Below are 12456 nucleotides of genomic sequence, written 5' to 3' on the forward strand. Positions count from 1 at the left end.
GGCGAAGCCGGTGGGGGACGCCTCCACGTGTGACGACGACCTCATGCGGTTCCTCCCGGGGCGGCGGGGCGGCGGGGCGAGGACGAGGGGCGGATCTTGTTCGATCGTGCGAAAGTCGCGCGAAAAGCGGGGACCGGCAAGGCAGTTGAACCGGGCTCGGGGAAAGCGCTTTCCCGGGCCTCCGGAGATTAATGACCCGCCTCGGGCATGTCAATGAACACGGCGAACCCTCATGCGAGGACCCAACGCGTCCGCCACCTTGACGAGTTCGTTACCGTCCCCCAGCATTCCCTGAGCGCGATTCCTTCTGTTTGGTTCTGTTCATCTCTGTGTTGTGGAAGGGAGTGCCGTGCCTCATCGGCATCGCATAATCCGGGCCCTGGCGCCGACGGTTCCCCTCGCGCTCGGCGCGAGTCTCATGGCCCCGCCCGTGGCGAGCGCGGCGGACCCGGCTCCGCGGAGCGCGGTCACCGTCCGGATCGACCCCTCGTACCAGCAGCAGCAGTTCGAGGGGTGGGGCACGAGCCTCGTCTGGTTCGCCAACGCCACCGGCGGCTATCCGGACCCGATCCGAAGACGCCTCGTCGACATGCTGTTCGGCGCGGACGGCCTTCGCCTGAACATCGCCCGCTACAACATCGGCGGCGGCAACGCACCCGATGTCCGCAAGGACTACATGAAGCCCGGCGCCACCATGGAGGGCTTCTGGAAGGCCCCCGAGGGCACCACCCAGAAGGACATGGACTGGTGGGACCCGAACGACCCGGACCACTGGGACTGGGACGCCGACGCGGGGCAGCGCTGGTGGGTGGACCAGGTCAAGGACAAGGTCAGCAGGTGGGAGGCGTTCAGCAACTCGCCGCCCTGGTTCCAGACCGTCAGCGGCTATGTCTCCGGCGGCTTCGACGCGAGCACCGACCAGATCCGCGCGGACCGCGTCGACGACTTCGCCACCTACCTCACCCGGGTCACCGAGCGCATCGAGCAGGCGCACGGCATCGAGTTCGACACCATCGATCCGCTCAACGAACCCAACACGCCCTACTGGGGCACCCAGATCGGCCCGGACGGACAGCCCACGGGCGGGCGGCAGGAGGGCGCGCACGCGGGCCCCGAACTCCAGCAGAAGGTGATCCTCGCCCTCGAGAAGGCGCTCAAGGGAGCGCACACCGACGCCGAGATCTCCGCGATGGACGAGACCAACCCCGGCATCTTCACCCAGAACTGGAACGCCTACGCCGCCCCCGCGCGAGCCGCCGTGGACCAGCTCAACGTGCACACCTACGGCACCGGCCAGCGCACCAGCGCCCGGGACATCGCCAAGGGCGCCGACAAGAAGCTGTGGATGAGCGAGGTCGAGGGCACCTGGGGCACCGGCACCGACTTCACCAGCATGGAACCGGGGCTGGGCATCGCCACCCGGATGGTCGACGACATGCGGGAACTGGAGCCCTCGGCCTGGGTGTTCTGGCAGCCGATCGAGGACGCCATCCCGCAGGCCGCGGCCGGCAAGAACTGGGGCAGCATCCATGTGCCGTTCAACTGCACGGCCGAGGACACCCTGGAGACCTGCCCGATCCGGGCGAACTCCAAGTTCCACACCATCCGGAACTTCACCCACTACATCCGCCCCGGCGACCACTTCGTGAAGGTCGACGACCCGTCCAGCGTGGCCGCGGTGCGGCGGAACGGCCGTGCGGCGACTGTGGTGCACGTCAACGGCGGCACCGCCGCACGCACGGTGACCCTCGACCTCTCCCGCTTCGGCAACGTCGCTCCGCGAGCCACCGTCACTCCCGTGGTCACCAGCGGCGACGGCGCCCTGGTGCGCGGCACACCGGTCCGAGTGGCCGACCGGTCCGCCACCCTCACCGTCCCCGCCAAGTCGGTCACCACCTTCCTGGTCGACGGCGTCGGCGGCGTGGCACGGGACGCCGCGCTCGTGCAGCCCGGGCATGTCTACCGGCTCCAGGGCGCGCAGAGCGGCAAGTCGTTGACGCCGGCGGACGACGGCAGCGGCGTCGTCATCCGTACGACCGACCCGGCCAGTGCCCAACAGCTCTGGTCGGTGCGCAAGCTGACGCACGGCACCGACAACCGCGAGCGCTACGCCCTCACCCACGCCGAGACCGGCAAGCAGCTCGCCGTACGGGACAACCAGGCCGTACTGGAGGAACCGGCCGGCTACGGCGGGCAGGTCGCCGAAGCCGCGCAGTGGGTGATGTCGACGACCGGTGACGGCACGTGGACGTTCGTCAACGCCGCCACCGGCCGCCTGGTCGACGTCACCGGACAGTCGACGGCGGACGGCGCCAAGGTCTCCACGTACACCCCGACCTCGGCCGCGAACCAGCGCTGGACCGTGACCGACGAGACCGTGCTGCGGACCGAACCGGCCGAGGTGTTCACCGTCCCCGGGCTGCGGCCCGAGCTGCCGACGACGGTGACGCCGGTGTTCCGGGACGGCGCGCGAGGGGCCCTCCCCGTCGTGTGGAACCTCCCGTCGGACCGGAGGTGGCGCGACCCGGGGACGGTACGGGTCAGGGGCGAGGCGACCGATCCGCTCGGGCGGAGGGTCACCGCGCAGGCGGTCGTCACCGTCGACACCATCGCCTCGACCCTCCCGGGCCGCGCCAAGACCTACCGGGGCGGCACGCCCGACCTTCCGGCTTCGGTCGTCGGCGTCGGCCGGAACGGCGGCCGGGCCGACCTCCCGGTGACCTGGGCCCCGGCCCCCGAGGGCGCGTACGACGAGACCGGTGTCGTGACGGTGCGCGGCGTCGCCCGGATCGTCGGCGGCGACACCGTCGACGCGGCCGTCCGCGTGCAGGTGACGGAACCCGCGCAGACCAACATCGCGGCGGACCCGGGCGTCTCGGTCGCCGCCACCTTCACCGAGAGCGGGTACTCCGCCGAACGCCTGCGCAACGGCGACCTGACCGAGAAGGCCTGGTCCAACTGGAAGCCGGGGAACACCAAGAACCCCTCCGACACGGTCACCTTCACCCTGCCGAAGGCCCGAGACCTGAGCCGCGTCGTCGCGCACTTCTACCGGGACGGGAGCAGCGCCTCCTTCCCGGAGAGCCTGAAGGTGCAGGTGCGCGAGGTCGGCACCGGAGCCTGGGTCGACGCGAGCGACCCCGTACCGGTCGGCACCGACGGCACCCCGGTGGTCGACGTCCCGTTGAAGGCGGGACCGGCGTCCGAGGTGCGTGTCGTCATGACCGCGCGTCAGGGCGGCTATCTCACCATGAGCGAGATCGAGGTCTACGCCAAGGCCCCCGGAGTCTCTTCCGACGCCGCCGCCCGGTCCATCGAGGTGTCCGGGAAGCCCATCGCGTCGTTCGATCCGGACACGACCACCTACCGCGTCGTCACCGACACCCCGAGCCGCAGCCGGGTCACGGCGACGGCACGCGATCCCTACGCGACCGTTGCCGTCGACCGTCTCGACGAGCCGGGCGGGGCGGTGTCCGTCGTCACCGTGACCAGTGAGGACGGGTCGGAGTCTCGGACGTACCGGGTCCGGCTCGTGCGACGCTGACCCCGTCGTCACGCTGCGGAAGCGACCGCGACACTGCTCTGCTGCGGCGACTGGACACAACACCCCTGACATAAGGCGGATAAACAGGACGAGGAGGACGTACGGATCCGTTGCTGGGGCCGCGAACCGCCGCTCGACGGCGGTCCGGCCCCCTCAATGTGACTTTCCCCATTGCGCCGCTCGACGGGCCCCATGAGTCTCTCGTGGAACATGCGTCCGAAGAACTGTTATCCCGAGCCCACCGATCGATCTCCCAGGTATCGGACAGCATCGTTCGGCGTCGAGGACAGGGAAGTTTTGATGAGTGGCACAGAGCGCACGAGGGAGTCGGCGGCACTGGTGACCGCTGCCCGCAGCGGCGATCCGGAGGCTCAGGACGCCCTGGTCAGCGCCTATCTCCCGCTGGTCTACAACATCGTGGGTCGGGCGCTGAACGGCTCGGTCGACGTCGACGACGTCGTGCAGGACACCATGCTCCGGGCCCTCGACGCGCTGGCCAAGCTGCGTTCCCCCGAGAACTTCCGCTCCTGGCTCGTCGCCATCGCGATGAACCAGGTCCGGGCGCACTGGCGCGACCGGCAGTCCGCGCCGGGCGCGGTCGAGGAGGCCGGGGACCTCGCCGACCCGGGCGCCGACTTCGTGGACCTGACCCTGGTGCAGCTCCAGCTGTCCGGTCAGCGACAGGAGACCGCACGCGCGACGCGCTGGCTGGAGCCGGACGACCGGGGTCTGCTGTCGCTCTGGTGGCTGGAGTGCGCCGGTGAGCTGACGAGGTCCGAGGTGGCCGCGGCCATGGAGCTGTCGCCGCAGCACACGGCGGTCCGGGTGCAGCGGATGAAGGCACAGCTGGAGGCGGCCCGCGTGGTGGTGCGTGCGCTCGACGCGCGGCCGCGCTGCCAGGAATTGCAGGGTGCGCTGGCCTCCTGGGACGGTCGGCCGTCGGCGCTGTGGCGCAAGCGAATAGCCCGGCATGCACGTGGTTGCGGACATTGCTCCGGTTTGTGGAGCGGGTTGGTGCCTGCCGAAGGGCTGCTGGCCGGTCTGGCGCTGGTCGCCGCGACGCCCGCCCTGCTGGACAACGTGCTGTCCGCCTCCGGCGGGATGGCCCTGGCCGGCTCCGCGTCCCGGCTGCCCTCGGCCGCGGGCCCCGGCGGATCGGCCCCCGGGTCCGGACACCGCGGCGGGCGCGGGCGTGCGACCTCCCGCACCGAGGCCCGCCGACGTCGGCGCGTCCGCCGGCGCGTAGTCGGCGGTGCCGTGGTCGCGGCCTGTGTGGCGGGCGGTGGCCTCTGGTACTTCGACACGGAGCCCGGGACCGGCGGCACCGAGGAGGCCGCCGCCTCGCGGACCGCCGGCGCCCCTGCCGTGGACATGTCGGAACCGCAGCCCATCGAGACCTCTGCGTCCACCTCGAAGTCCCCGTCGCCGTCCGCGTCGCCCTCGAAGAAAGCCAAGCCCTCCAAGTCCCCAAGCCCGACCAAGAAGAGCGTGACGACGCCCCGGCCGTCACCCCGCCCCACCCGGCCCCCGGCCAGTACGCCCCAGACACAGGCGGCCCCCGTGAGTGAGGTCGCGCAGGTCGTCGCCCTGGTGAACAAGGAGCGGTCGGCTGCCGGCTGCGGTCCGCTCTCGGAGGACCCGCTGCTCAACAAGGCCGCGCTGGGTCACTCCGAGGACATGGACGCCCGCGACTTCTTCGACCACACCAACCCGGACGGCGCCGACCCCGGGCAGCGCATCACCGCCGCGGGCTACACCTGGTCCACGTACGGGGAGAACATCGCCCAGGGCCAGCAGACCCCGGAGGCCGTGATGGACTCCTGGATGAACAGCCCCGGCCACCGCGCCAATATCCTCAACTGCGCGTTCAAGGACATCGGCGTCGGCATCCACAAGGGCACCGGCGGCCCGTGGTGGACCCAGAACTTCGGTGCCAAGCAGTGAAACCCGGCGCGCGCCTCGGTGGCCTCGAACGCCACGGCATGACGTGCGTGACCTGCGTGTAGTCGAGCAGTCCGGTGAGGGAGAGGTCGCCGCCGTAGCCGGAGTGGCGTACGCCGACACGCTCGCGGCGAGATTCGTGGGTGACCCCGTCGGCCGGCCGGAAGGCCTCGGACTCGTCGCCGAACGGCTGGACGGTGACGACCGGACCGAACACCTCGCTCCGTACGATCTCGTCCTCCTGCCGCAGCCCGGTGAGCACCGTGGCCTGGTGGACGTATCCGGCGCGGTCCAGGGCCGCACCACCGGCGACGACCTCGGCGTCATCCGGAAGCCGCTCCAACAGCCCACGTACGTCGGCGAGTTGACCGGCGTTGGCGAGCGGGTCGCAATCGGTGCGATCGTCGGTTTCAGGGATCCGGGTTCCGGGCGGCCCCCGCGAAGTACCGCAGCACATACGCGATCACGGGTAGTCCGTCGCCCAGGAACAGGGCACGCGGCTTCCCCGTGTCGCCCACCTCGGCGTCCGCCATCGCGTCGGCCTCACGCTCCAGGGCGCCGGCGATGCGCAGCAGCGCGGCCTGCCGCTGCGCCGCCGGCGAGTTCACGCCGACCGACGTGGACGACCTCGCCACCCTCGTCCTGTCCCTGAGCGACGGCTACGGCATCCGCCTCATGCGGCGCGACCCGACGGTCACCCTCGACAAGGCGCTCACCTCCATCCGGCGCCATGTGTCCGCCGCCCTCGGCCTGTCGGAGACGCTGCCGACGGACTGATTCCACGACCTCGCCGCCCGAACCCGAGCCCGCTCCCGGCTCCCACCCGCACATCCACCGGCCCCCCCACCCACGCTCCCTTGCCCGAATGGCCCAGTGACGCTGCGCCGGAGGAGGCGAGCGTGGGTGAGTGATGTGAGCGTGGTGGAAGGGATGCGCGTGCACAGGGCGACGAGGAGGTACGAATGTCGGTGGGACGGGCAGAGGGCGGCACCGCATGCGCTGACCCCGGGGGCGGATTCGAGCAGGTGAGCGCCGTCGCCGACGCCGTCCTCTACGAGGGCTACCTCCTCTATCCCTACCGCCGCTCCTCGGCCAAGAACCGCGTCCGATGGCAGTTCGGGGTGCTCTTCCCCCGGGGCTGGGTCGAGGCGGACGGCCCCGTCGTCCCCGGTGTGTCCGGCTCCGCCGACTCCTGGTACCAGCGCACCGAGTGCCTGGTGCGGGTGCGGCGGCCCGGGGCGACCGTACGACTGCGGGTGCGCTGTCTGCAGATGCAGCGCAAGCAGGTGGAGGAAGCCGCCCCGGACGGCGAGCTGCGGCCCGCCGCGTCGCTGCGGACCGACGACGGCACGACGCATCTGACCTTCGACGAGGCGGTACCGCGCGAGTTCGACGCCGAGTTCGCGCTGGAGGACCTGCTTCAGGGCGAGCGGACCGTGGCGGTGCGAGCGCCGGCCGGTGTGGACGTCGAGCCCTTGCCGGCCGGCGCCGGCCGGGTGGTGCGGAGCCGTGAGGCGGTGCGCGCGAGCGTCACCGTCGTCGCCGAGCCGCTCGCGCCGGACCTCTGCCGCCTCCGGGTGCGCACCACGAACACCGGCCCGGCACCGGATCCCCGCACCGCACGCGACGAGGCGCTGCGCCGTGCGCTCATCGCCACGCACACCCTCGTCGGCGGCGACGGCGTGCGGTTCGTGTCGCTGACCGACCCGCCGTCGGAGCTACGGGCCCATGCGGCCGCCTGCCGCAACGAGTTCACCTTTCCCGTCCTCGGCGGCGAGCCGGGCGAACCCGGGGAGCACGAGGACTCGACCGGACACATCCTGCTGTCCGCCCCGATCATCCTCCCCGACCACCCTCAGGTGGCGCCGGAGAGCCCCGGCGACCTCCACGACGCGGCGGAGATCGACGAGATCCTCACGCTGCGCACGATGCTGCTGACCGACGAGGAGAAGCGGGAGGCCCGGGCCACCGATCCGCGCGCCGCCGCGATCCTCGACCGGGTCGACACCATGCCCCAGGAGGTCCTCGAACGGCTGCACGGCGCCGTCCGCTCCCTGGCCCCGGTCACCGCCCCGGCGACATCGGCTCCCGTCGAACGCCCGGCCTGGTGGCAGGAGGGCGCCGACGACGGGCTCTCCCCGTCCACCGACACGGTGCTCGTCGACGGCGTTCCCCTCGGCGGCGGTAGCCGCGTACGGCTCCGGCCGCGGGGGCGCGGCGCCGACGCCCAGGACATGTTCCTGGCCGGACGGACCGCCGAGGTGGCGGCCGTCTTCCACGACGTGGACGGCAGCGTGCACCTCGCCGTCACCCTCGACGACGATCCCGCGGCCGAACTGCACTCCTGGTACGGCCGCTTCCACTACTTCCGGCCCGACGAACTCGAGCCACTCGACCCACCGCAGCGGAGGCCGACGACATGACAACGCACAGCAGCACCGCCGAGGTCAGCGAAGAGCCCGCTCGCGCCGAGGAACGGGAGGGCTTCGACGAGATCACCATCCTCTGGATCTCCGAGGGCATGAGCTGCGACGGCGACACCGTCTCCCTCACCGCCGCCGACCAGCCCTCCATCGAGGACCTGGTGCTCGGACTCATCCCGGGCCTGCCGAAGGTGAACCTGGTCAACAAGGTGCTCTCGCCCAGCCTGGGCGGGGAGGACTTCCTCGCCCCCTACCGGGCGGCCGTACGCGGCGAACTGGCCCCGTTCATCCTCGTGATCGAGGGTTCGATCCCGAACCAGAACATCATCGAGGGCGACGGCTACTGGACGTCCTTCGGCAACGACCCGGAGACCGGTGAGCCACAGACCCTGAACTGGTGGATCGACCAACTGGCCCCCAAGGCCTGGGCGGTGGTCGCCGCCGGCACCTGCGCCACCTTCGGCGGCATCCATGCCATGTCCGGCAACCCGACCGGCTGCATGGGCCTCGCCGACTACCTCGGCTGGGACTACCGCTCCCAGGGCGAACTGCCCGTCGTCAACGTGCCCGGTTGCCCGATCCAGCCCGAGAACTTCATGGAGACCCTGGTCTGGGTCCTCTACCACGCGGCCGGCTCCGCGCCGCCGCCCCCGCTGGACCACATGCTGCGCCCGCAGTGGCTGTTCGGGAAGACGGTCCACGAGGGCTGCGACCGCGGCTCGTACTACGAGCAGGCCAGCTTCGCCAAGGACTACAACTCGCCCAAGTGCCTGGTGAAGACGGGCTGTTGGGGGCCGGTCGTCAACTGCAACGTGCCCAAGCGGGGCTGGATGGCCGCCATCGGCGGCTGCCCGAACGTCGGCGGCATCTGCATCGGCTGCACGATGCCCGGCTTCCCCGACGCGTTCATGCCGTTCATGGACGAGCCCCCGGGCGGCACCCTGTCGTCCCTGGCCATCAAGCCGTACGGCGCCGTCATCCGCCGACTGCGCGGCATGACGAACGAACTCGTCAACCACGAGCCCAGGTGGCGCCACAACAAGCGCAAGCTGACCAGCGGTTACGACCCGCGCTGGCGTCCCTGATGAAGACCGCCACCCCACACACCACCGACCACGAGGGGCAGTACCGCAGATGACCACCACCGAGGCCCGGCCCACCGAGCGCAAACCGCCACAGCTCGTGGACATGTCCTGGGATCCGATCACCCGGATCATCGGGAACCTGGGCATCTACACGAAGATCGACTTCGCCAACCGGGAAGTCGTGGAATGCCACAGCACCTCGTCGCTCTTCCGCGGCTACTCGGTGTTCATGAAGGGCAAGGACCCGCGCGACGCGGGCTTCATCACGTCCCGGATCTGCGGCATCTGCGGCGACAACCACACCACCTGCTCCGACTACGCCCAGCAGATGGCGTACGGCGTCAAACCGCCCCCGCTGGCCGAGCACATCGTCAACCTCGGCGAAGCCGCCGAGTACATGTTCGACCACACGATCTTCCAGGACAACCTGGTGTTCGTGGACTTCTGCGAGGCGATGGTCAAGGCCACCAACCCCGGCCTGCTGGCCCGCGCCGAACGCACCGAGGCGCCCCGCGGCGAGATCCACGGCTACCGGACGATCGCCGACATCATGAGGGCCTTCAACCCCTTCGAGGGCGAGGTCTACAAGGAGGCCCTGAAGGTCAGCCGGGTCACCCGCGAGATGTTCTGCCTGATGGAGGGGCGGCACGTCCACCCGTCCACGCTGTACCCGGGCGGCGTCGGCACGATGCCCCAGCCGACCGCCTTCACCGACTACCTCGCCCGTCTGATGCGGGTCATCGACTTCGTGAAGAAGGCCGTCGCCATGAACGACGACGTCTTCGACTTCTTCTACGAGGCGCTGCCCGGCTACGAGGAGGTCGGCCGCCGCCGCGTGCTGCTGGGCTGCTGGGGCGCCTTCCAGGACCCCAAGGTCGTCGACTACCGCTACGAGACGATGAACACCTGGGGCAAGGCGATGTACGTCACCCCCGGCATCATCGTCGACGGTGAGCTCGTCACCAACAACCTCGTCGACATCAACCTCGGCCTGCGCATCATGCTCGGCAGTTCCTACTACGAGGACTGGGTGGGCGAACAGCCCTTCGTCACCCATGACCCGCTCGGCAACCCCGTCGACATGCGCCACCCCTGGAACCAGACCACCGTCCCGGTGCCGCAGAAGCGCGACTTCGACGACAAGTACAGCTGGGTGATGAGCCCGCGCTGGTACGACAAGCGCACCGATCAGCACCTCGCCCTCGACACCGGCGGCGGCCCGCTCGCGCGTCTGTGGTCGACCGCGCTGAGCGGCATCGTCGACACCCCGTACATCAAGTCCACCGGCCACAGCGTGCGTATCTCCCTGCCCAAGGGCGAGACCCTGCCGGAGACCACCCTGGAGTGGCGCATCCCGCAGTGGAGCAACACCATCGAACGCGACCGCGCCCGGCCGTACTTCGTCGCCTACGCCGCCGCCATGGCCCTGCAGTTCCTGGAAGAGGCCATGGGGATGGTGCGCGCGGGCGAGACCAAGGTCTTCGAGAACTACGAGGTGCCCGACGAGGCGATCGGCTGCGGCTTCCACGAGGCGGTGCGCGGCGTCCTCTCCCACCACCTGGTGATCAAGGACAAGAAGATCGCCAACTATCACCCCTACCCGCCCACCCCGTGGAACGCCAGCCCCCGTGACATGTACGGCACCCCGGGCCCGTACGAGGACGCCGTCCAGGGCCAGCCCATCTTCGAGGAGAACGGCCCGGACGACTTCAAGGGCGTCGACATCATGCGCACGGTCCGCAGCTTCGACCCCTGCCTGCCGTGCGGAGTCCACATGTACATGGGCAAGGGCAAGACGCTCACCACCCTGCACTCGCCGACGTACGGGGCGAACCATGGCTGAGGCCGCCACCACGCGGCTGGCCGACCCGGACGTCGAGGCCCGGCTCGCCCGCCTCGACGACCTCCTGGAAGGCATGGAGTCCGCGCCCGGCCCCACCACGCGCTCCGCCACCGAGGCCGTCGGACTGCTCACCGAGGTCTACGGCGAGGCGCTGGCCCGCGTCATGGACCACGCCGACGGCCGGCTGGCCGAGCTGCTCGCCGACGACGAGCTGCTGGGCCACCTGCTGGTCCTGCACGACATCCACCCCGAGCCCGCCGAACTCCGGGCGGCCCGGGCGGTCGAGCGGCTGCGACCGGCCGTACGGGAACGCGGCGGCGACGTGGAGTGGGCCGGAGTGGAGGGGCAGGTGGCCCGGGTGCGGCTGACGTCGGGCGGCGGCGGATGCGGATCGGGATGCGGCTCCAAGGCGACGGACGTGACCGAAGCGGTCCGTGCGGCGGTGCTCGCCGCGGCACCCGAACTGACGGCGGTGGAACCGCTGGCCGCCGCGGCCCCGGCCCCCGCCCCCGCGTTCGTACCCCTGACCACGCTCACCCACCGAGGCGCAGCACGGTGACCACCGACGGAGCGCTGGCCCGCCTCATCCGCTCCTCGGCCGACCGTGCCGCGGCGGCCGAGAAGTGCGACCTGTGCGCCGCGCCGGTGCCCGACGGGCACGCCCACCTGTACGACACCGGGCAGCAGGAGGTGCGGTGCGTCTGCGGCCCCTGCTCGGTGCTGTTCGCGGAGGCCGGAGCGGGCGACGGGCACTACCGCCTCGTGCCCCGGCGCCGGATCCGGCTGCCCGAGGTGGACACGGCGGCCCTCGGCGTACCCGTCGGCCTGGTCTTCTTCGTGCCCCGGTCGGACGGCACCGTCACCGCGGAGGGCCCGAGCCCGGCCGGGGCCATGCGGTGGGAGGTGGACGCGGCGGCCTGGCAGCGGCTGGCCCGGACGTGTCCACCGCTCGCGGCCATGGAACCCGAGGTGGAGGCTTTGATGGTGAACACCGTCCACGGCCTCGACCACCACTGGATCGTGCCGATCGACGACTGCTACCGGATGGTCGCCGTCGTACGCCGGGAATGGCGCGGCCTGTCCGGGGGCGGCCGGGTCTGGCCGGCCGTCGAGCGGTTCTTCGAGGACCTCACCGAGCGGTCCTGAGCATGTACTCCGCAGGTCGGAGCCGAGGAAGGAGATCACCCCATGGGCAACATCAGAGTGGGCCGGGCCCAGGCGAAGCCCGATACGCCGGCACACGTGGCCGGTCTGCACCAGGGCAACCAGGGGCGGTACAAGGACCAGAAGGGCCACCACGAGGACGGCACCGCCGACGCGCGCCGCTCCACCGGGATCCATTGGAAACGGCATGACGCGCTCGCGGAGACCATGCCGAACATCCCGCCGGGATGACAGACAGCAGGGAGTCACCGCAATGAATGTCCTACGAGCACGACGGCCGGCCGCGCGCCGGCGAGCCGGGACGAGCGGGCAGCGGGTGCTGATGGCCGAGGCCGCCCTGGTGGGCGCCCTGGGCCTGGCCCTGCTGCTCCGGGAATGGCCGAGTCTGCGGCGCGAGGCGCGGATCTGGCGGATGGCCGGCGGGTTCCGCGCCGGTCGCCGCTACCCGTGAGCCGG

Annotated in this window: 12 protein-coding genes; 10 read left to right on the forward strand and 2 right to left on the reverse strand. The window is 71.0% G+C overall.

All coding sequences use genetic code 11. The annotated features are described in order from the left end of the window. The first annotated feature begins 418 nt into the window (after nucleotides 1-418). The gene (locus tag ACZ4UU_RS30345) at nucleotides 419-3544 is read left to right on the forward strand and encodes a glycoside hydrolase (RefSeq protein ID WP_471906574.1); all 3126 of its coding nucleotides are present in this window, start codon (nucleotides 419-421) and stop codon (nucleotides 3542-3544) included. Between the two features lie 300 nt (nucleotides 3545-3844). After that, on the forward strand, nucleotides 3845-5488 hold the full coding sequence (locus ACZ4UU_RS30350; protein WP_471906575.1) for a sigma-70 family RNA polymerase sigma factor: 1644 nt from the start codon (nucleotides 3845-3847) through the stop codon (nucleotides 5486-5488). On the opposite strand, the gene ACZ4UU_RS30355 is transcribed toward ACZ4UU_RS30350, so the two are convergent. Both ACZ4UU_RS30355 and ACZ4UU_RS30360 read right to left on the reverse strand, forming a co-directional pair. Continuing rightward, nucleotides 5412-5942: an aldehyde dehydrogenase family protein gene (locus tag ACZ4UU_RS30355; protein ID WP_471906576.1), complete on the reverse strand. Its 531-nt coding sequence runs from the start codon at nucleotides 5940-5942 to the stop codon at nucleotides 5412-5414. The two genes, ACZ4UU_RS30350 and ACZ4UU_RS30355, sit on opposite strands and share 77 nt — an antisense overlap. Further along, nucleotides 5896-6093 (reverse strand): aldehyde dehydrogenase family protein, encoded by a 198-nt coding sequence (locus ACZ4UU_RS30360; RefSeq protein WP_471906577.1) that lies wholly within the window; start codon nucleotides 6091-6093, stop codon nucleotides 5896-5898. The genes ACZ4UU_RS30355 and ACZ4UU_RS30360 overlap by 47 nt, the downstream gene beginning before the upstream one ends. 10 nt (nucleotides 6094-6103) lie before the next feature. Here ACZ4UU_RS30360 and ACZ4UU_RS30365 point away from each other — a divergent pair, with 10 nt between their 5' ends. The 8 genes from ACZ4UU_RS30365 (at nucleotide 6104) to ACZ4UU_RS30400 (ending at nucleotide 12451) form a co-directional block, all read left to right on the forward strand. Beyond that, nucleotides 6104-6262, forward strand: coding sequence for a hypothetical protein (locus tag ACZ4UU_RS30365; RefSeq protein WP_471906578.1), 159 nt, complete (start codon nucleotides 6104-6106; stop codon nucleotides 6260-6262). A gap of 185 nt (nucleotides 6263-6447) precedes the next feature. Next, nucleotides 6448-7908: a hypothetical protein gene (locus ACZ4UU_RS30370; protein WP_471906579.1), complete on the forward strand. Its 1461-nt coding sequence runs from the start codon at nucleotides 6448-6450 to the stop codon at nucleotides 7906-7908. Next, a complete protein-coding gene (locus ACZ4UU_RS30375) occupies nucleotides 7905-8993 on the forward strand; it encodes an NADH-quinone oxidoreductase subunit B family protein (RefSeq protein ID WP_471906580.1) in 1089 nt (362 codons plus the stop codon). Before ACZ4UU_RS30370 ends, ACZ4UU_RS30375 begins: the two co-directional genes overlap by 4 nt. 49 nt (nucleotides 8994-9042) lie before the next feature. Beyond that, nucleotides 9043-10836 (forward strand): nickel-dependent hydrogenase large subunit, encoded by a 1794-nt coding sequence (locus ACZ4UU_RS30380; protein WP_471906581.1) that lies wholly within the window; start codon nucleotides 9043-9045, stop codon nucleotides 10834-10836. Further along, the gene (locus ACZ4UU_RS30385; RefSeq protein ID WP_471906582.1) at nucleotides 10829-11395 is read left to right on the forward strand and encodes a NifU family protein; all 567 of its coding nucleotides are present in this window, start codon (nucleotides 10829-10831) and stop codon (nucleotides 11393-11395) included. The genes ACZ4UU_RS30380 and ACZ4UU_RS30385 overlap by 8 nt, the downstream gene beginning before the upstream one ends. Beyond that, a complete protein-coding gene (locus ACZ4UU_RS30390) occupies nucleotides 11392-11982 on the forward strand; it encodes a DUF5947 family protein (RefSeq protein ID WP_471906583.1) in 591 nt (196 codons plus the stop codon). Before ACZ4UU_RS30385 ends, ACZ4UU_RS30390 begins: the two co-directional genes overlap by 4 nt. 42 nt (nucleotides 11983-12024) lie before the next feature. Then, entirely contained in the window at nucleotides 12025-12231 is a 207-nt protein-coding gene (locus ACZ4UU_RS30395; protein WP_471906584.1) for a hypothetical protein, read from the forward strand. Nucleotides 12232-12253: 22 nt separating this feature from the next. Continuing rightward, complete coding sequence (locus ACZ4UU_RS30400; RefSeq protein WP_471906585.1) at nucleotides 12254-12451, forward strand: hypothetical protein; 198 nt, start codon at nucleotides 12254-12256, stop codon at nucleotides 12449-12451. Nucleotides 12452-12456: the final 5 nt, after the last annotated feature.

It is taken from the genome of Streptomyces sp. NPDC028907, assembly GCF_055564995.1.

Bases quoted from the DNA above. Each gene is read 5' to 3' on its own strand.
- ACZ4UU_RS30345 (WP_471906574.1), top strand. From the start codon at position 419: ATGGCCCCGCCCGTGGCGAGCGCGGCGGACCCGGCTCCGCGGAGCGCG.
- ACZ4UU_RS30350 (WP_471906575.1), top strand. From the start codon at position 3,845: ATGAGTGGCACAGAGCGCACGAGGGAGTCGGCGGCACTGGTGACCGCT.
- ACZ4UU_RS30355 (WP_471906576.1), bottom strand. From the start codon at position 5,942: ATGTGCTGCGGTACTTCGCGGGGGCCGCCCGGAACCCGGATCCCTGAA.
- ACZ4UU_RS30370 (WP_471906579.1), top strand. From the start codon at position 6,448: ATGTCGGTGGGACGGGCAGAGGGCGGCACCGCATGCGCTGACCCCGGG.
- ACZ4UU_RS30375 (WP_471906580.1), top strand. From the start codon at position 7,905: ATGACAACGCACAGCAGCACCGCCGAGGTCAGCGAAGAGCCCGCTCGC.
- ACZ4UU_RS30380 (WP_471906581.1), top strand. From the start codon at position 9,043: ATGACCACCACCGAGGCCCGGCCCACCGAGCGCAAACCGCCACAGCTC.
- ACZ4UU_RS30385 (WP_471906582.1), top strand. From the start codon at position 10,829: ATGGCTGAGGCCGCCACCACGCGGCTGGCCGACCCGGACGTCGAGGCC.
- ACZ4UU_RS30395 (WP_471906584.1), top strand. From the start codon at position 12,025: ATGGGCAACATCAGAGTGGGCCGGGCCCAGGCGAAGCCCGATACGCCG.
- ACZ4UU_RS30400 (WP_471906585.1), top strand. From the start codon at position 12,254: ATGAATGTCCTACGAGCACGACGGCCGGCCGCGCGCCGGCGAGCCGGG.